This is a genomic window from Sphingomonas sp. OV641 (assembly GCF_900109205.1).
In the GTDB taxonomy this organism is placed as follows: Bacteria; Pseudomonadota; Alphaproteobacteria; order Sphingomonadales; family Sphingomonadaceae; genus Sphingomonas.
The window spans coordinates 181,991-200,075 of record NZ_FNZB01000001.1 but is presented as its reverse complement, the minus strand read 5'-3'; the positions used below and the strand labels follow the sequence as shown (position 1 = coordinate 200,075).

Sequence of the window (18,085 nt, the reverse complement as noted above, 5' to 3'; positions counted from 1 at the left end):
CCTCTTCTGCCGCTATTCTGACGCCGTCGCCGGCCCTGCCTTTAGCGCGCGCAGCACGTCCGCGGTATGCTGCCCCAGTCGGGGAGGATCGCGCGTAATCGACATGGGCGTGGCCGAAAAGCTGATGCCTGGCGCCATGGCGAGATAGCTGCCAACCTCGTCATCGATCTTCCGCGGGGTGAAAAATCCCACTTCGCTGAGGTGCGGGTCGGTCAGCACGCCCGGCAGATCGTTGACGCGGATGATGGGGATGCTGTGCTCGGTGCCGAGCGCCATCCATTCCGCCGTGGTCCGCGTCAGCGCCACTTCCGCCAGCATCCGGTGATAGGCGTTGACTCGCCCCCGCCCGTCCACCTCCTCCGCATAGCGGCGCTCGACCTCCGCCCCGTCAATGCCGCCCAGCGCCAAATACCGATTCGATGCCTCAACATCCTGCGCCAGAACCATCATGTAACCGTCACTTGTTCTCAGCGCTTTGCGAAACGGCGTCAGCGCGCCCGGATGGCCGAACTTGCCGCGCGGCGGATCGTAACTGTGGCCGTGAAGATGCTCGACCAGCAGGAAGCCGGCAAAAGACTCCAGCATCGGCACCTTTACCTCCTGCCCCTCTCCCGTCCTCGCCCGGTGCACCAAGGCCGCCTGAATGCCGATCAGAAGCATCAGGCCGCAAACCTTGTCGGCCATAAAGGTCGGAAGCGGCCTGGGTTCGGGGTTCCCGTCATAGAGCGGCAGCAGCGCCGTCGCCGCCGCCGCACCCTGGATCAGATCGTCAAACGCCTGCCGGCCGGCATATTCACCGCCGTCGCCGAAACCACATGCCCAGCCATAAACGATATCGGGGCGGATCGCCCGGACGGCCTCATAGTCAAAGCCAAGGCGCTGAACCGCCTCCGGACGCATGTTGTGCACGAACACGTCCGCCGTTCCGATCAGCGCGCGCAGCTGCTCGCGGTCATGATCCACCTTGAGGTCCAGGGCCACGGACTGCTTGTTCCGGTTCAGCTGCAGGAACAGCGCGGACACGTCCTGGGCTGGCGCGATCCGGCCCATCTCGCGGCGCTGCCGGTCGCCGCTGGGCGTCTCAATCTTGATGACCTCCGCGCCCAGGTCGCCCAGCATCTGCGTCGCATAGGGGCCGAGCACGAACTGAGTCATGTCGATCACCCGTATGCCCGCAAGCGGGCCTGCCCCCTCCGCCATCATCCCTCTCCCTGTTGCGCCACGCACGGCCGTTTTTCGCCGGGTCTCATCCGCGCACGTGAGCATGTTCTCCGATATGCTCTTCCTAAGGCATTCGGGGCGGCCGGCGCCAGCCTTGCCAAAAGGCGGAGAAGGATCTTGAACGCAGCCTTTTGAAAGCGCCGGCTACGCCGGCTGCGAGCCGATGGTGCTATCCGGCCGCCGCGCCAGCATCTTTATATACGGCATGCCAAGCAGCGTCGAAATCACCAGCCCAAGCGCGATCGCCGCGGGCGCCAGCTTCTCGTCCGGGAAGTTGGCCGTCGCGATTGCGATGGCAACGCCCGGATGGCGCGTCGCCGACGCCAGCGAGAGCGCCGCCTTGTCATGCACATCCGGTCCGCCGAGCAGATATCCTGCGCCGAACCCGATCGCGGCGAGCGCAACCAGCGCCAGGATTGTTCCATCGCCGATGACAGCCCAGATCGCCGGTGCCAGCAAGATGAGGATACCGAGCATTGCGATCGCCAGAAGGCCATGGCCGAGAACACCAGTTCCCGCTGCGATCCGGTCGGAATGGCTTCCCGCCAGCCAGGCCACGATCAGGCCCGCCACCAGCGGAAAACCAACCGTGATGCCGACCAGCGTGGCGACGCGCGCCGGCGCCACGCCCACGTCGAGCCCGAATATTCCCCCGGCCACAGCGACACCAATCGGCGCAGCGACCACGGCGGCGATTGTGGTGAGAACAATCAACCCGGCGACATAGGAGGGCCTGCCTCCCGCCTTCAGCTGTGTGCCTGGCAGCACCGGGGGCATGGGAGAGAAGGCGATGGTGACCAACGCGATCTCCACTGGCGGCCGGAAGGTGAAGATCAGGCACATCGCGATCGCCGCAGCCGGGACGACGACGAACATCGACAGGATGGCGCCCAGCCCAAGCCGCCAATGCGTGAGGAGGTAGGTCAGGTCGTGCATCCGCGCCCGCATCGCCAGCGAAAACACGGACAAGACGATGCTGATCATCAGGACGAGGTTCAATGACTGAAGCAGCGTCATCCCAGGCTCCCGCTTGCTTGAAGAAGGTCCCGCTCAGCGGGGTGGATTGACCACCACATACTGCACCGAGGAACCGGCATATTGCGGCTGGTACCAGGTGTTCCCGCACTGCGAGTAGCTGATGCCGTTGACGATCATGGTGCTGCAATCAGGCGGCAGGCTGCGCACGATCGACCCGACCACGGCCGCGGTCAGCGCCACCGTGGTGGCCGTGCGCAGCGGATGCCAGTGGTCGTCCCAATCGTCATCCCAGTCATGGTGGTGGTCGTAGTGGGAGTGATGGTAATCGTGGTGGACGTTCACGTTCACATTGTTGTGATGATTGATGTTTGTGTGGGAATGGCCACGCACCGGAGGGCGGTTGTTCGGCCGGGACGGTGGACGCGAATGCTGTCCGCCGCCGGGACGTGATGGCCGGGCATGTCCGCCGCCGGGCCGTCCGCCGGGGCGATGCCCGCCACCAGGATGCCCCTGCGCCGCCACGAGACCAGCTTCCACCGTCATGGTAGCAGGGGCCGCAACCACCGTCTGCTCGGCCACGACCGGTGCGGCCGCCAAGGCTGCTACTGCCAGGCCGAAGATGCCCGTTGACCGCCGCATCATTTCGTCTCTCCCTGAGCAGACGCCCGCGCCACTCCGGGCATGTCGATCCGCCGCGCATCCGCCGGTGGGGTGAAGGTGAAGTCGCCATCTCCCAGCGTGCTGGCGTCACGCCAATGCAGCACCGCCACATATTGCGGCAGCGACGGATCTTCGGTGTTGGTGACGATCATCTTGCAGGGCAGCGCGCGCTCGCCCTCCTCGATCCAGATCTGCCAGTCCACCTTCTCCTGCCGAAAGGCATAGTGAAAGCAGCTACGCCCCTCGATCGTCTCGGGGCGGAGCGCAAAGGCGGAGCGGATGCGCGATCGGATCGTCTGGTCGCTGTCCCAGAGGAACAGGTCCACCAGCGGAAGCTCGATGCCATATTCCGTTTTCGCCTTGTCGATGGTTTGCCCGATCGACGGCGGCGCCGGCACCTCGGCGTAATAGCGATAGCGCGGAGCATACATCGCGAACGTCCGGCCGTTGTAGTAGAATTCCCGGTGAACGGTGTCGGCCGCGGCGATGATCTTGAACCCGTTGGGCTTGCGTGCAGCCATCTCCAGCTTGCCGCCAAACTGCAGCTTCTGGCCGGTTTCGAGCACCTCCTCCATGGTCGTGTCCGCGTCGAAGCGGAGCTTTGGCATGGCACGCAAGGCCGCGCTCATGCGATCCATCGCTTCCAGGGCTTCCGGCTCGATCACCGTAGCCGTACCTGCCCCCGGAGCCGGAGCCGGAGCCGGAGCCGTACCCGTCTGGGCGGACGTCTGGGCCGCGACAGCAAGCAACACGATCGCGCATGATCGTCTTATATGCCGGTTGAAGTTCATGGCCTGCTCCGTCGATGATGATCTGAGGTTCAGGCCCATTCTTCACGAACGGTAGGCGGCCTCTATCGGGATGAATCCCGAAAACCGTGCTGTGCTTACATCCAGCGCCCGGTGGCGGGGCTCACAATAGCGGCGCCGGTACCTCCACCCGTCGTCGGTATTGCTCCTGTTCAACGTGATGGATTCACCTGATCCCGCCGGCACGGTGCAGGCTCGTAAGCTGCTGGCGGATCCAAGGAGACCGGACATGCGCGCCCATCCTGCTGCTCGCGATGCGATATTCGGCCTGTCGGCTCTCCTGTTGAGCCTTCCCGCACATGCGCAGGAAAGTGGGCCGGCCGACACCTCAGGTGTGGAGGGGCCAAATACCGGTCAGGACGTGACCGACCCGGTCAAGCGGATCGACCTGCGTACCGGCTATGAGGAGGGTGAAGACGGCTCAGGTACGCAGACCTTCATCCTGCGGCACGACCGCCCCGTTCCGCTCGCCAACGGCGACCAGCTCGCGCTGCGCATGGACCTGCCGTTCGTCGCCAACGATTTCGTGACGCGCGACAATCCCACCGGCAAGAACGACATCGGCTTTGGCGATGTCCTGGTCCAGGCGCTGTATATCCACCCCGTCAACCGCAACGAAGCCTTTGGCGTCGGCAGCCAGTTGATCGTGCCCACCGCCGGGGAAGTGGGGTTCGGCGGTGGCAAGTGGAGGATGGTTCCTCTCGCCGGCTATCGCTGGGCGATGAACTCCATCTCGCCCGGCAGCTTCTTCGTGGCCGCAGCGCGCTGGGATTTCAGCTTCGCCGGGGATGATGACCGCGCAAATGTCAGCAACCTGCAGTTCGGCCCGACCCTCAATATTGCGCTCAGGGATGCGGCCTTTGTCACCCTCTTCCCCAGCACCGAAATCCGCTACGATTTCATCAAGGACAGCTTCTTCCTGCCCTTCAACGCGGCGGTCGGAAAGTTGTGGGGAGGCCAGATCATCACCTCGCTGGAAGGGTCGGCAAAGATGATTGGCGACCGTGACGCCCCATATGACTGGAAGATAGAGGCGCGCGTCGGGTTCCTGTTCTAGTGACCTGGGCGCCGCGCCTGATCACGCTTGCCGTGTGTTCGCTGATGGCAACGTCGCATGCGGCATCGGCGCAGGACAGTGGGACGCCGGTCGAGGAACTGAAGGAGCAGGCTGAGGCCGCAAGCGCGGCAACCGAGCAGCTGATCCTGCCGATACCCCTTTCCAATCCCACGCTTGGCACCGGCCTCGCGGTTGCGATCGTCAGGATCTACGAGCCCGAAAATGCCGGCAAGCCCTGGATCACGGGCGCAGGCGCCATGTACACGTCGAATGACGATCGCGCGATTGCGGGCTTTCACAGCATGGCGCTCGATCAGGATCGTTTCCGCTTTTCGGTGCTTGGCGGCTACGCCTCGCTGCCGCTGCGCTTCTACGGCGTAGGCGCAGACGCCGGGGATCGCGGGCTGGCCATCAACATCCAACAGGATGTGCTGGGTGGGCGAGTCGAGGGATTGGCGCGCGTCGGCCACAACTTCTACGCCGGCGTTCGCTTCCGTGTTCAGAATGTGAAGACCCGGATCAGGACGGATCCCGACGAGCCGTCGGCGATCGACATTCCCCCTGTGGAGCTACGCTCAACGATCGTCTCTGCTGGTCCCTCGATCATTCTTGACCGCACGGATGCCCCCTTCAATCCACGCAACGGACTTCTGGTCGAGGCGCACTGGATGCTAGGCCTGCCCTTCCTCGGCAGCGATTTCGGCCACAGTGCCGCAACGGCATCGGCAAACCTCTATCGAGCCTTGAACGATCGAACAGGCTTGGCCGGCCGAGTTTCGGTCTGCGCCGCCGGCCGCGAGGCGCCTTACTACGACCTGTGCAACTACGGTCAGTCTAATGATCTTCGGGGATATCTGAACGGCCAATATCGCGATCGCGCGTCATGGGCGGCCCAGGTGGAATTGCGGCAGCACCTGTGGCGGCGGATCGGCGGCGTGGCCTTTGCCGGGATCGGCGGGATCGCGCCGTCACTGGGTCGGGTCGGCGATACCACGCTGCTCCCAGCCGGCGGAGTCGGGCTGCGATATCAGCTGTCGAAGCAATATGGCATCAATGCGCGCGTTGACCTCGCCTTTGGCAAGAACTCGCATGCAATCTACTTCGCGGTTGGCGAGGCATTCTGAGCCTAGAAGGGCCCGACCCCGAAGGCGATGCGCAAGATGGCGACCACGCCGATCACCAGCAGCAACACCGCGATCAGCCATACTGCCGAGATCTGGTGATCTGGCTGGTGATGAATTAGTTGCAGCGAATACAATCGGTTGCGGCGTGCACGAAAGGAACGGATCAGCCGCCAGTGTCCGATGATGCCCAAGATCAGCAACAGCACGCCAAGAACGATCAGCGACAAACCGAAGCGCAGCGGCGCCTCCGGCGGCAGCTTCCCCGGCGAGATGTCCGGCTGAACCGTCTTGAAGAATTGATAGATGGTGAAGCCGAAGCCGATCAGCGACAGCGCGGTACGGATCACCGACATCAGCGTCCGGTCGCCGGACATCTGGCTACGCGCGAACGACATGGCCGTGCGGTTCGAGGATAGTTCGGTGGATGCGCTGCCGCCGATCAATTCTCCGGTGGTGTCGATCTCTGGTCCCGCCATGGTTCGCTCCGGCTGCTTGGCTCAAGCTAGCCCGCCCTTCCCGATCCGCCACCGGGGGAAATCTGGAGGGCACGCGCGACAAACCCTGATGCCTTAGGCAGCAAGCCGGGGCGATTGAACGTGCCGAACCTCCGCCAGCTTCGATTTAGGGGTTCGCGCCGCCCTGCGTCGGGAAAAACGCCGATAGCCTTGCATATCGTCACGCGATCAAGATGATCGCAGGTCCCGCGGAGTGACGAATAGTGGAGTCCACGCTCAAGATCGTTGCGGAACATGTGGCGCTGCTATTGGAGCTTGCGGTCGTACTCGTCGTCCTTCTGGGCAGCGCGCGGGCGTTCGCTCTTCTGGTTGCCCGCGCCGTGCAGTCACAGCTTACCATCCGGGCCGTGCGGCGGATCTGGGTCGATTTCGCAGCGGCCATTCTGATTGCGCTCGAATTCGCGCTGGGTGCCGATATCGTTCAAACGGCCATCGCGCCGACGTGGGACGATATCGGGCAACTCGCGGCTATTGCCGCGATCCGCACGGGACTGGGCTTTTTCCTCGGCCGCGACATTCACGAATTTTCCAGTCCTGAATCGGTGCCCGAACCGACGGAGGCAAAGTGACCCGGACCAGACCGGCCTTTCTCCCCAGCGATTTGGGTGAGACCCGCACGATCCTGGCTGCCGATCGCACGCTCATGGCGTGGATCCGGACCTCGCTGTCGATGCTCAGCTTCGGCTTCACCATCTACAAATTTCTGCAGGGCATCGCCGGGCCGGACGCACCCAGGGCGGCGATGACCGCACAGGTCGTCGGCCTGTTCCTCGCCGGCACCGGGACGACCGCCATCATCTTCGGCACGATCGGCTATTGGGCCACGCTGAAGGAATTGCAGCGTATTGAGGAATTCCGCGTGCGCCGGCCGGTGCTGCTCTTGGCGCTCATCATGTCGGTCGCGGGGCTTGCATTGTTTATCGCCATTGCCGGCAAACTCGTCTGAGCAAAGGATCCTTTGGTGACCGTTCCTTCGATGAAAATCTCCCCGTCGTTCGAAGAGCCCGTCGACAAGGCGCAGATGGTTCATGTGCCCGGCGGCCGCTTCACCATGGGCTCGAACGACCATTATCCCGAGGAGGCACCGGCCCACCCCGTCGCGGTCGACAGCTTCTGGATTGATGCGCGGCCGGTCACCAATCGGCAGTTTCGTGCCTTTGTGGAGGCCACCGGGCATGTCACGAGCGCGGAGATCGCGCCCGATCCGCGCGACTACCCCGGGGCTGATCCGGCGCTGCTGCGTCCGGCCTCGCTGGTCTTCCAGCCGCCGCGCCACCGGGTCACCAATCATGCCGACATCTCGCAATGGTGGACTTACTGCCTTGATGCCGATTGGAAACATCCTCTTGGCCCCCGATCCTCGATCGACGGGATGGACGATCACCCGGTCATCCATGTCGCTTATGCCGATGCCGAAGCCTACGCCGTATGGGCGGGTAAGAGCCTGCCGACCGAAGCCGAATGGGAATATGCAGCGCGCGGCGGGCTGGAGGGCAAGGAATATGCCTGGGGTGACGAACTGATGCCGGGCGGAAAGCCAATGGCAAATACCTGGCAGGGCGCCTTTCCGAACGAAAACCTGCTGACGGATGGCTTCGCCCGCACCTCTCCTGTCGGGACGTTCCCGCCGAACGGCTATGGCGTGTTCGACATGATCGGCAACGTCTGGGAGTGGACGCAGGACTATTACGCCGCGCGCCATCATGTGAATGCCGACCGGCCGTGCTGCGCGGTGCGTAATCCGCTCGGCGCCGAACGGGAGCGGAGCTTCGACCCTGCGATGCCTGCCATCGCAATACCGCGAAAAGTGCTGAAGGGCGGCTCTCACCTGTGTGCGCCCAATTACTGCCAGCGCTATCGGCCGGCGGCGCGCCACGCGCAACCGATCGACACATCGACCAGTCATGTCGGCTTCCGCTGTGTCGTGCGCGACGCCTGAATTCAGGGAAAGCCCACCCGGACGAACAATGCCGGCCCGCTGAAGCGATACTTCAACCGTCCGTTCCAGCGCTCCTTTTCCACGTCCACGCGATAATCGACGTGACGGTACATCGCGCCAAGCCCGAAGTTCTTAGCGAACTGCCAGACGACCGACGCCTGCGCATTGAGCAGCCGGCCGGAATAATCGTCGATCTTGAGGGAGAGATAGTCGGCGCGCGCCGACACCGTCACGTCGGCTAGGATCCGCTGGCGGACGAAAACTCCGACCGTAGGCAAGGGCGCCAGAAACGTGCGGCGGCGGGCAACAGCTTGGGTCGTGAGCCCGCCGAGCTGCGCTTCGCCGGACAGCCCCACTTCGAAGTCGGTCGCATGCAGCCCGATCGCCGCACCAACGCGGGTGTTCGGTGAGCGAACAAAGGCATAGCCCACCGTAGCGCGGTAGATGCTCGAATCGAAGTTGCTGCGAACGCTCACGCCCACGGGATAGGTCGCGTCATCGAACACGATCTCTCGTCTGATCGAGGCGGTCGCCTCCCGACGCAGCGCGTAATATTCGGCGTCGAGTGACCACCCGCCATCGCCCAGGCGCACGCCGGCGTTCACCTGTGGCAGCAGCTCGCGACTATCGAGATCGAGATCGGCTTCAAGATCGATCGTGGTCGCCAGGTTCGGCCCGGCAACCGTTGCGACGCGAACCTGGGAATCGACCTTCGGAAGGTATCCGCCCAGCTCCACCCAATATTTGTCATCGATCCCTTGCGCCATCGCCGATCCCGGTGCGGCCAGGGTCGCCATCGCCAGCGTCGCGAACCTCACCCGCTTCAGTCTGTCGCTCATGTGGCCCCCTGATGCAAAAGCATCCCGCAATCTGCGCTTCCCCGCGTAGCGCCGCGATAGGGATTCCCCCGAGTGCGTCGGGGGGAACATTCCTGACCGATCATTGAACTGCTCGATTCCACACGAACTTACAAAAGTCTTCCGCCGCCACCGGAAGTATCTCCTTCCGAATGCGGGTTTACCCCGGTTGTCGCGACATCGCTGCCGGGTCAGCACGGTTCGCAACAAGGGAGCGTGCCGATGCATCTCGTGGAATGGTTTCTGCTCCAGGCGCCTCAGCTGCTTGTCACTATTCTGGTCGTCGCCGTCCTGGTCGCCGCTATGCATCTTGGCAGTGTGGCGGAGCGGCGCGCGCGTCGACGCAGTGGCAATCCCGCCACCGGCACAAGCGACGAGGGGTATATCGTTTCCGGCGCGTTCGGTCTCATGGCGCTCCTGCTCGGGTTCACCTTCAGCCTGGCGATAGATCGTTATGATCATCGCCGCGCATTGACGCTGGAGGAAGCGAACGCGATCGGCACATCGTATCTGCGCGCCCAGATGCTCGAGGAGCCATCTCGATCCAGGTTGAGCGCGCTGTTGCAGGATTATGCCGCGAACCGCCTGGCTTTGGCCCGGGCCGAGGATCCGGCCACCCAGAATGGTTTGATGGCCGCGACAGACCGGGCACAGATCCAGCTCTGGCGTGGCACGATCGAGGCTGTCCGCCCGGTCGAAAACAGCACGATCTCCCGCCCGCTGATCGAATCGATGAATGCCACCATCGATGCTGGTGCTGCCCGCGTCGCGGCGCGCCGGGCACACGTTCCACCTCGCGTCATGGGGACGCTGCTGCTCTACATGATGATCAGCGCCTTCATCCTTGGCTTTGTGGGCACGCGTTCCGGCTGGAAGCCAGCCCCGACGGTGTTGCTCGCCTTGTTCGCCCTCGCCTATCAACTGATCATCGATATCGATCGGCCGACGGGAGGCAGCATTCGTGAGCAACAGGCGCCGATCGAGGACGTGCTTGCCATGATGCGTACCAACGCTCCCGCATCCTTCCAGTCGGCGCCTGCCCTTCGTTGATCACCGTCTACAATTTGGTGGCCACGCTCACCATGATCGTGTCGCCGCGCAGCCGGTTGGTGGTTTCTACGTCGTGCAGCCATTTGCCGGTCACGCTGAAGGTCGACTTGCCCGACGTCACCGTGCCCGAGATTGCCGGTCCGATCCCGGCCGCGCTTCCCCGAAAGCCCTCGGGAAGGAACGGCGGCAGAAATCCCTCGTCATCGTCAATTTGCTGATACCAATAGCCGGTCACGCCCAATGCCACCCCCGATGCGAAGTGCTTCGCCAGGGTCGCGTCGACATGAACCGCGCTGCCTGAGCGATAGTCGCTGGCCTTGTTTCTGTCATTGATCAGCACGCCGGCGGTGGCCGACAGGTCAAACCCCGTCTTGGGATCAAGGAAGGTATAGGTGACCTGAGGATCGATCGCCCAGTAATTGCGGCCTAGGTTCACCGCGCGATCCACCGAATAGCGGCCTGCCGGCGCGCTGATGCCGATGCCGATCTGAAAATTGTGCCGCTCCGAAGCCCAGTTGATCGCCGGCAGGATGAAGATGTCGCCAGACCCGCGGGTGCCGCCGGAGCCGAAGCGGGCAAATCCGGGCCCGCGGACCCTCGCGTCGGCGTCAACGTGGGGAATGATCGGGATCACCACCGCCAGATTTGGCGTTCCTCCCAGCAATTTGCCTTCGGCCACCCATGCCAGCTTGACCAGGTTGAGCACCAGCACCTCGTCGATGCCGGCGTCAACACGTCCGCCAAGAGGCCGCGCATCGATGCTCGCGTCGTAGATCGTGAGGTCGTTGCGGAGATAGACGCCGGGAGGTCCGATCACGCCCGCTGCAAAGTCGTTGAACGTGCCGGGAACGTACACGCTGCCACCCCCCTCCTCGGCCAGCGCAGGCGGCGACAGCACCGCGGTAGCGCACAGACCGGCAATGGCGAGACGCTTCAGGGATTTCAGATTCGCCATGACTTGCTCCCGAACTCCACCGCGGACGGTGCGGCCGAAGGAGAATGATCCGCCTCGGACGTGCTGTGCATCGGGACTTTCCTGCGCTTTTCGGGGTCAAATGACGGGGTAAGCCAGTTGGGCGCGCCGCAGGCACCTCTCACATTTTCTGCGGCGGCGCCCGCTTGGTGTACCCGCCACTTCCCGGCAGCGCCCTGCCATCATTTGTCGCCGCAAACTGGGGAACGACAGACCCGGTCTGTCATGTCTAATCCCGATAGGCTGTGCCGGCCGGGCGTGCGACCAAGGGCTTGTAGCGCATGAATGAAGAGGTGCCCGGTGACTCACCGGATGCTTCACGAACGCCGCGGCTCGATGGGCTTCAGGGATCCCCCCTCTCTGCCGTCGAACCGTTTGGCCGGGCGCGGCGGAGTTTTTGGACAGCACCTCCGCCGCGCCCTCAACGTAGCAACGGCAAATACAGCAAGCCTGTCCAAACGTTTTCTTCCAACACGTTAACCAACTTCTCAAGTTCAGAGGCACGCAGGCTCCGGCGATTGCACTATCGACAAGAAGAACAATGCCGGCATGATAGCGCCAGGACCTGCCATTTACGTCGCGTACCCGAAGGATGCCTTGCTAAGGATGGAGCCTATCGTGATCACAACAGCGACGTTGCGAGGCACAAATGAGTAGTCACACACGCCGTGTCCTGATCGCCGATGATCATGATGTGGTTCGCCGCGGCGTTCGGACGCTACTCGAAACCCGGCCCAACCTGCACATCGTCGCGGAAGCCACGAACGGGCGGGATGCGCTTCAGGAGGCGATCAGCACGCGGCCGGACATCGCGATCCTGGACTATTCGCTTCCCGAACTGAATGGCCTTGATCTCACCCGCGCGATCAAGCGGGAGGTGCCGCGCGTCGAGGTGCTGATCTACACGATGCACGACCGTGAGGAGCTGGTGCTGGAAGTGCTTCGGGCCGGCGCGCGCGGCTATGTGCTGAAGTCCGACACCGAACGTCATTTGCTTGCCGCCGTTGACGCGCTGTCGATCAACCGGCCTTATTTCTCCGGGGTGATTTCCGAAACGCTGCTGGAGCGCTTCCTTGCCTCATCCCCCGCAACCCAGGCGACGCTTACGCATCGCGAGCGCGAGGTCGTGCAACTCATCGCCGAAGGGTTGATCAACAAGGAGATCGCCCATTCGCTTGGCATCAGCGTCAAGACGGTGGAGACGCATCGCGCGGCGGTCATGCACAAGCTGAAGCTCCGTACGACAGCAGAATTGGTCCGCTATGCGGTGCGCAACAACATCGTGGAGGCCTGAGCGGCTCCTTGCGTCGCTCGGCGCGATTTACGGCAGGCTCAGAAAAATGGCTCCGCGGGGCAGCCCGCGGAGCCAGTCGTTTAGCGTCGCAAGGTCTATCGCGACTGCGCTTCCGATGCCTTTGACACCATTGCGTCCAGATCGAAGTTCATGCTCTCGATCCTTGGGGGATATTCCTTCAACGACTGCATGAACTTCGCAACCTGCATCTTCGCGGGGCCGAGCGTCCAGGAACGGTTCTCCTGCCACTCGTCGAAGCCACGCGCGTCATGGAAGCGTTCGAACGGATCGAGCTTCAGATTGGTGATGAGCGGCGTGTTCAGGTTTTCCTGTATCCCGTTGAACCAGCGATCCTGTGTTTTGAACAAGAACTTCCAATCGCCGTACCGTAGGCCGTGCAGCGTGGACTCGGTGAAGTAATAGAAGTCCTTGCGCTTGGTCGGCCCTTTGCCGCTCAGCAGTTCGGTCTGGTCGTAGCCGTCGAGATGGACCTTGTAGGTCATGTCCCCGACCTTCTTGCCCTTCAGCAGTTCCTCTTTCAGATCAGGCTCACCCAGCGCGGAGAGGATCGTCGGCATCCAATCCTCCATCGCCATGAACTCGCCCGTGCTCACGCCTTCCGGGATCCGCCCTGGCCAGCGGACGGCGCAGGGCACGCGAAAGCCACCCTCGAAGCCGCCGACACCCTTTTCGCCGCGGAACGGCTGGTTGCCACCGTCCGGCCAGCTGTTGGATGCAGCGCCATTGTCAGTGGAGAACATCACCATCGTGTTGTCGGCGATGCCAAGCTCTTCAAGCAGGTCGAGCAGTTCGCCGACATGGTCGTCCATCTGCTTCATGCCGTCGGCATAGATGCCATAGCCGGTCACGCCGTCATATTCCGGTGGCAAGTTCGTGCGGTAATGCATCCGCGTCGTGTTGTGCCACACGAAGAACGGCTTCCCGGCCTCTACAGCCTCGCGAATGAAGCGCTTGGATTCGACCATGAATTCATTGTCCATGGTGCGCTGCCGCTCGCGGCCGAATGGCCCCTTGTCTTCGATCTTCTGGCCGCCGTTGCCGTCAGCCCAGCTATGGATCGCGCCGCGCCAGGCGAACTGCTTCGCCACCTCGGGATCCTTGGGATAGTCATATTCCTCGGCATATTCGCCTGCGTTCAGGTGATAGAGGATGCCGAAGAATTCGTCGAAACCATGGGCGGTGGGAAGATGCTCGTCGCGATCCCCCAGATGGTTCTTGCCGAACTGACCCGTCGCATAACCATGCGGCTTTAGCAGTTCAGCGATGGTCGGATCCTCCTTCTGCATGCCCTGCGGCGCGCCGGCGAGGCCAACGGTGCTCAGCCCCACCCGGACGGGATACTGGCCGGTGATGAAAGCTGCGCGTCCTGCGGTGCACGACGCCTGGGCATAGTGATCCATGAAGATCATGCCCTTTTTGGCGATGCGGTCGATGTTCGGAGTCGAGCCGCCCATCATGCCCCGGTGATAGGCACTGATGTTCCACATGCCGACATCGTCGCCCCAGATGATGAGGATGTTCGGCTTCTTCTGCTCGGCCATTTGAAGCTCCAGCCGTTAAGGATGGGCAACTTCGCTTGTGCCGGCGCGCCCGCTGCCATCGGCACTCTAAAGCGGGTGTCAGCGGCGCTTCATCGGGGCCAACCCCATCTTCGGATCAGAAGAACCCCCATCACCGCGCGAGAGGAAACCTGCGGCCAGCGCTTCACGCGCCGCCCACCTACCGTCGGATTGGCAAGTCGGGATTGCTTGCCGCCAGGCGCACACTTCCGCACCTCGGCCGGGCTACCGCCCGCGCCGGAAAAGCGGATCAGGATAGCAGGATCGGCTCCTACATGACCGGCGGGATGAAGGACCGTCCGCCGCCATCGCGCGGCAGGCATGCGACCACCGCCGTGCCGTTGCGGCCCTTTTGCGCCTGTAGCCGAAGCATGCCGCCCAGTTCCGCGGCACGTCCGATCATGCCTGCGATCCCGACACCGACCACGACGTCGGAGCCCGCATCGTTGGATCCGCGCCAACCCAGCCCGCGTCCGTCGTCAAGAACCGAAACGTAGAGCGCATCCGGCCGGTCACTCACCCGGACACGCACCCTGGACGCGCGGGCATGGCGATGCACGTTGCTGAGCGCTTCCTAGACGATGCGATATGCCGCACCCTCCGCAGGCGAGTTTCGCCGCCGATCCTCGCCATAGATGCGCGCGTCGATGCTGAGGCCGGTCCGTTGAGCGAACCCGTCACACAATCGCGCAATAGCACCATGGAGGCCATGCTCTCCGATCTGCGGGGGATGAAGCAGATATGTGAGTCCCCGCAAATCCTTGTGAAACTGGCCGAGCAGTTCCGACAGATCGGCGACCGCCTTCGCGCTCACCACATCCGTCGCCATCACCTTCATCTTCCCCAGCATCAGGTTCATGCCGATAAGATGCTGAGCAGCCGTGTCGTGCAGGTCACGCGCAAGGCGAACGCGCTCGTCCTCATGCACCTGGACCAGCCGAGTCTCCGCCTTCATCAGGCTGACGTTCAGCGCGCGGTTCTGCCGGCGCAATCGTTCGATCTCCCCTGCGTTGGAGCGCGCCACGATCGTGTAGCGGCCACCCAGAAAGTCGAAGCGGCTGAGGCAGAAGCGTTGCTGTTCGTCTTCACGACCATGAACCTGAGCCTGCAAGCCGCCCCCGGCGGTAAACTGGTCGAGCTGATCGATGGCGTCCTGCGCGCCGGCCAGTCCCGTCATCTGCAGCCAGAGCCAGTAGAACCTGAAATTGTGGCCGATCGACAGCAGCGCACATCTCTGCTCTTCCTCGGCGCGATCGATCCAGGCGCGATTGGCGATCAGGATACGCCAATCAGCGCTGGTCACGGCGATAGGGCCCGGCAACCCATCGATAAGTGCGCGCACCGCACTGCCAAGCGCGCTTTCCTCCGATCCATAACGAGAAGACAAATTCTGGACATTGGCGGCGCCTGACGGCTCGGACGCGGACGTGATTTCTGAGCGTACCCCAAATAACATGGTTAATACCCCCTGCCATATCCAAGGGGCGAGATGGCTTACGCCCACTTGGACGTGCACTTATAGGTAAAGTTGCCCGCATTTGCATCCGGTGAAACCCTGACGCGAGCAACTTCCTGTTTGGTTGTTCACCACATATCTTTTTGATAAGCCCGGACGGCTAGCACTTTGCTCTGCTTCGAAGCCGATATCGTGATTTACCCTTATGGGCAGCATCCGCTGCAACCTGCATCTTCAACGTTAACCAACGCGATTGCTTGCAAACGAGGGAGAGAGCTGATGGGCACCTGCCGCCACTGGATCGCCCCGATCCTGATGCCGGTTGTCCTCTCCATGCACGCACCCGCCGCGGCGCAACTCACCGAGTCTCGCATCTCCACCGCTGAATTAAGAGTGGTGTGTGACAATTCGGAGATTGCGGTGGATCACGCATGTTCCGGATTTCTGTCCGGCGCCGTGGAAGGGTTGATCATGGGTCAATTGATCGCCAGCGACGCAGAGCCGACATTTTGCCCGCCTGAGAAGCTGTTGGTGGCTGAACTGAAATCCATGTTCCTCGACTTCGCGACTGAACATCCGGAGCAAGAAGGCGACGACGCGAGTCTCACGTTGTTGAACGTACTGGAGATCCACTTCCCTTGTGCCATGCCGGAGGCTGATGGCGAGGGCGAACGCGCCCCCACTGCCTTGATTGCCAGCGTGCAGAAACTGCAGGGCGACGAGCGGCACCGTGATCACACGTCGCCAGACCGCCGCCGCTCTATAGCCGCAATCGTCGACACGCCCGTCCGATAGGCAAGGCACAGCCCCAGTGCCGACTCATTCGGGAGCCGGAACTGGGGCTGGCCTGTTGCGCCTGTCCGGCGCCGCTCGCCTTTATCAGCCCTGCGCAGTCTCGATCATCTCGAGCGCATTGGACAGCGAATAGCTCGGCGCCTTGAAGCGCGGCGGGAACTCTTCGAACGTGGCAAGCATCTTCACCACGAACTCCGAGATCGGCACGAGAATGAACTGCCGCTCCTGAAACCAGGTTTCATACACAACCGATTCCTCGAACCCGCGCTCGAATGGGTCTCGTCGCAAGTTATAGAGCTTGGGCGCGCGCATCGGGGTGAACGGTTCGCGCCAGATCATCCACTGCTTGCCGCGCTGTTCGGCAAACACACACTTCCAGTCACCATAGCGGACATTTAGAAGCTCGCCGCTGTCACCGAAGTAGAAGAAGGATTTGCGTCCCGAAGCTTCGCTTTCGCCCTTCAGATAGGGCAGGATGTTCACGCCATCCAGGTGTATCTTGAAGCTCTTCTCGCCGACCTCCATGCCGTCGCGCAGCTTCGCCTGGAGGTCGGTGTCGCCCGTCACGGCAGCGTACAGCGTCGGCACCCAATCGGTGTGGGAAACGAGGTCGTTGAACACGCTGCCGGCCGGGATCGTCCCCGTCCAGCGGACCAGCGCCGGCACACGCCAGGCGCCCTCCCAATTGGTGTTCTTCTCGCTGCGAAAAGCGGTCGTGCCGCCATCGGGCCAGTTGAGGAACATGGGCCCGTTGTCCGACGCATAAACGACGATCGTATCCTCGGCGATGCCGAGTTCGTCGAGCAGATCGAGCAACTGCCCCACATGGCCATCATGCTCCACCATTCCATCGGCGAAAATGCCCTGCCCGGTTACGCCGCGTGATTCCTCCTTCAACATGGTCGGAAAGTGCATGCGGCTGGCGTTGTGCCAGCAGAAGAACGGCGTTCCGGCTTCATGCTGCGCGCGAATGAAGCGCAGGCTTTGTTCAAGATACTCCTCATCGATGATCGGGATGCGATCGAGATCGAGCGGGCCGATTTCCTCGATCTTCTGCTTGCCGGCCTTGCCGAAGCGCGGATCCTCGCCTTCTTGCTCCTCAGCGGTGGCCCAGCTGTGAACCACGTCGCGCGGTGCATAACGCTCCTTGAACGCCGGATCTTTGGGATAATCCTCGTTGTAAGGCTCAACGTGCGCATTCAGGTGATACAGATTGCCGTAGAACTCATCGAAGCCATGCGCCGTCGGCAGGAATTCGTTGCGGTCGCCAAGATGGTTCTTGCCGAACTGACCGCACTTATAGCCATGCGGCTTCAGCAGTTCCGCAAGGGTGGCATCCTTGTCCGATAGCCCCAGCTTCGATCCGGGCAGACCTACCTTGGACAGCCCGGTACGCACCGGTGCTTGCCCGGTAATGAAGGCCGCTCGCCCTGCGGTGCAGCTGTTCTCCGCATAATAATCGGTGAACATCCCGCCTTCCTTGGCGATCCGATCCAGGTTCGGGGTCTTGTAGCCCAACAGACCGTGGCTGAAGCAGCTCAGGTTCTGTGGTCCGACGTCGTCACTGAAGATCACGAGAATGTTGGGCTTGCTCATGAAAGCGTCTCCGGCTCTGGGCTGGCGCCACGCCAGAATTGGCGCGCTCGCTCGAACCGATTGTACGGCGCCGTCACCTCATCCTCGCTCCGAACAAACCCGGACTTCGCGGGATGACGATCATGGGCCCCGAAGCTACGCTCGCCCTGGCTCGGGCATAACCCTTGGTTCTGCCCGACCG

Annotated in this window: 19 protein-coding genes; 8 read left to right on the top strand and 11 right to left on the bottom strand. The window is 62.6% G+C overall.

Features of this window, described 5'->3' with window-relative positions; all coding sequences use genetic code 11:
- Positions 1–12: 12 nt before the first annotated feature.
- The 4 genes from BMX36_RS00855 to BMX36_RS00840 form a co-directional block, all read right to left on the bottom strand.
- On the bottom strand, positions 13–1,200 hold the full coding sequence (locus BMX36_RS00855) for a CaiB/BaiF CoA transferase family protein (RefSeq protein ID WP_218142116.1): 1,188 nt from the start codon (positions 1,198–1,200) through the stop codon (positions 13–15).
- Positions 1,201–1,365: 165 nt separating this feature from the next.
- Entirely contained in the window at positions 1,366–2,238 is an 873-nt protein-coding gene (locus tag BMX36_RS00850) for a hypothetical protein (RefSeq protein ID WP_093063329.1), read from the bottom strand.
- A 33-nt stretch (positions 2,239–2,271) separates the two neighbouring features.
- Positions 2,272–2,841 carry a hypothetical protein gene (locus BMX36_RS00845; protein WP_093063328.1) on the bottom strand — a complete coding sequence of 190 codons (570 nt, stop codon included), beginning with the start codon at positions 2,839–2,841 and terminating at the stop codon, positions 2,272–2,274.
- Entirely contained in the window at positions 2,838–3,650 is an 813-nt protein-coding gene (locus BMX36_RS00840) for a DUF2092 domain-containing protein (protein ID WP_093065099.1), read from the bottom strand. The genes BMX36_RS00845 and BMX36_RS00840 overlap by 4 nt, the downstream gene beginning before the upstream one ends.
- Before the next feature lie 247 nt (positions 3,651–3,897).
- On the opposite strand from BMX36_RS00840, the gene BMX36_RS00835 reads away from it, so the two are divergent.
- Both BMX36_RS00835 and BMX36_RS00830 read left to right on the top strand, forming a co-directional pair.
- Positions 3,898–4,725 carry a hypothetical protein gene (locus tag BMX36_RS00835; RefSeq protein ID WP_143058486.1) on the top strand — a complete coding sequence of 276 codons (828 nt, stop codon included), beginning with the start codon at positions 3,898–3,900 and terminating at the stop codon, positions 4,723–4,725.
- A gap of 44 nt (positions 4,726–4,769) precedes the next feature.
- Positions 4,770–5,849, top strand: a complete 1,080-nt coding sequence (locus BMX36_RS00830; protein WP_143058485.1) for a BamA/TamA family outer membrane protein — start codon at positions 4,770–4,772, stop codon at positions 5,847–5,849.
- Positions 5,850–5,851: 2 nt separating this feature from the next.
- On the opposite strand, the gene BMX36_RS00825 is transcribed toward BMX36_RS00830, so the two are convergent.
- Positions 5,852–6,325, bottom strand: coding sequence for a DUF202 domain-containing protein (locus tag BMX36_RS00825; protein ID WP_093063325.1), 474 nt, complete (start codon positions 6,323–6,325; stop codon positions 5,852–5,854).
- A 242-nt stretch (positions 6,326–6,567) separates the two neighbouring features.
- Here BMX36_RS00825 and BMX36_RS00820 point away from each other — a divergent pair, with 242 nt between their 5' ends.
- The 3 genes from BMX36_RS00820 to BMX36_RS00810 all read left to right on the top strand — a co-directional run bounded on the left by BMX36_RS00820 (position 6,568) and on the right by BMX36_RS00810 (position 8,303).
- Positions 6,568–6,933: a DUF1622 domain-containing protein gene (locus BMX36_RS00820; RefSeq protein ID WP_093063324.1), complete on the top strand. Its 366-nt coding sequence runs from the start codon at positions 6,568–6,570 to the stop codon at positions 6,931–6,933.
- Complete coding sequence (locus tag BMX36_RS00815; RefSeq protein WP_066775447.1) at positions 6,930–7,310, top strand: YidH family protein; 381 nt, start codon at positions 6,930–6,932, stop codon at positions 7,308–7,310. The genes BMX36_RS00820 and BMX36_RS00815 overlap by 4 nt, the downstream gene beginning before the upstream one ends.
- Before the next feature lie 75 nt (positions 7,311–7,385).
- Positions 7,386–8,303 carry a formylglycine-generating enzyme family protein gene (locus BMX36_RS00810; RefSeq protein WP_093065097.1) on the top strand — a complete coding sequence of 306 codons (918 nt, stop codon included), beginning with the start codon at positions 7,386–7,388 and terminating at the stop codon, positions 8,301–8,303.
- A gap of 2 nt (positions 8,304–8,305) precedes the next feature.
- Here the strand turns inward: BMX36_RS00810 and BMX36_RS00805 are convergent, their stop codons facing one another.
- Positions 8,306–9,142 (bottom strand): porin family protein, encoded by an 837-nt coding sequence (locus tag BMX36_RS00805; protein ID WP_093063323.1) that lies wholly within the window; start codon positions 9,140–9,142, stop codon positions 8,306–8,308.
- Positions 9,143–9,382: 240 nt separating this feature from the next.
- Between BMX36_RS00805 and BMX36_RS00800 the strand changes: the two genes are divergently transcribed.
- A complete protein-coding gene (locus BMX36_RS00800; protein WP_093063322.1) occupies positions 9,383–10,210 on the top strand; it encodes a bestrophin-like domain in 828 nt (275 codons plus the stop codon).
- Positions 10,211–10,217: 7 nt separating this feature from the next.
- Here the strand turns inward: BMX36_RS00800 and BMX36_RS00795 are convergent, their stop codons facing one another.
- Positions 10,218–11,165, bottom strand: a complete 948-nt coding sequence (locus BMX36_RS00795) for a SphA family protein (RefSeq protein ID WP_093063321.1) — start codon at positions 11,163–11,165, stop codon at positions 10,218–10,220.
- Positions 11,166–11,832: 667 nt separating this feature from the next.
- Between BMX36_RS00795 and BMX36_RS00790 the strand changes: the two genes are divergently transcribed.
- Positions 11,833–12,477: a response regulator gene (locus BMX36_RS00790; protein ID WP_066775438.1), complete on the top strand. Its 645-nt coding sequence runs from the start codon at positions 11,833–11,835 to the stop codon at positions 12,475–12,477.
- A gap of 95 nt (positions 12,478–12,572) precedes the next feature.
- On the opposite strand, the gene BMX36_RS00785 is transcribed toward BMX36_RS00790, so the two are convergent.
- The 3 genes from BMX36_RS00785 to BMX36_RS00775 all read right to left on the bottom strand — a co-directional run bounded on the left by BMX36_RS00785 (position 12,573) and on the right by BMX36_RS00775 (position 15,360).
- The gene (locus BMX36_RS00785; RefSeq protein ID WP_093063320.1) at positions 12,573–14,039 is read right to left on the bottom strand and encodes an arylsulfatase; all 1,467 of its coding nucleotides are present in this window, start codon (positions 14,037–14,039) and stop codon (positions 12,573–12,575) included.
- Between the two features lie 289 nt (positions 14,040–14,328).
- Complete coding sequence (locus tag BMX36_RS00780) at positions 14,329–14,577, bottom strand: sensor histidine kinase (protein ID WP_093063319.1); 249 nt, start codon at positions 14,575–14,577, stop codon at positions 14,329–14,331.
- A 54-nt stretch (positions 14,578–14,631) separates the two neighbouring features.
- The gene (locus tag BMX36_RS00775) at positions 14,632–15,360 is read right to left on the bottom strand and encodes a sensor histidine kinase (protein ID WP_177178972.1); all 729 of its coding nucleotides are present in this window, start codon (positions 15,358–15,360) and stop codon (positions 14,632–14,634) included.
- 432 nt (positions 15,361–15,792) lie between these two features.
- Between BMX36_RS00775 and BMX36_RS00770 the strand changes: the two genes are divergently transcribed.
- Positions 15,793–16,308: a Rap1a/Tai family immunity protein gene (locus tag BMX36_RS00770; RefSeq protein WP_093063317.1), complete on the top strand. Its 516-nt coding sequence runs from the start codon at positions 15,793–15,795 to the stop codon at positions 16,306–16,308.
- An 84-nt stretch (positions 16,309–16,392) separates the two neighbouring features.
- Here BMX36_RS00770 and BMX36_RS00765 read toward each other — a convergent pair whose 3' ends face one another.
- Entirely contained in the window at positions 16,393–17,904 is a 1,512-nt protein-coding gene (locus BMX36_RS00765) for an arylsulfatase (RefSeq protein ID WP_093063316.1), read from the bottom strand.
- Positions 17,905–18,085: the final 181 nt, after the last annotated feature.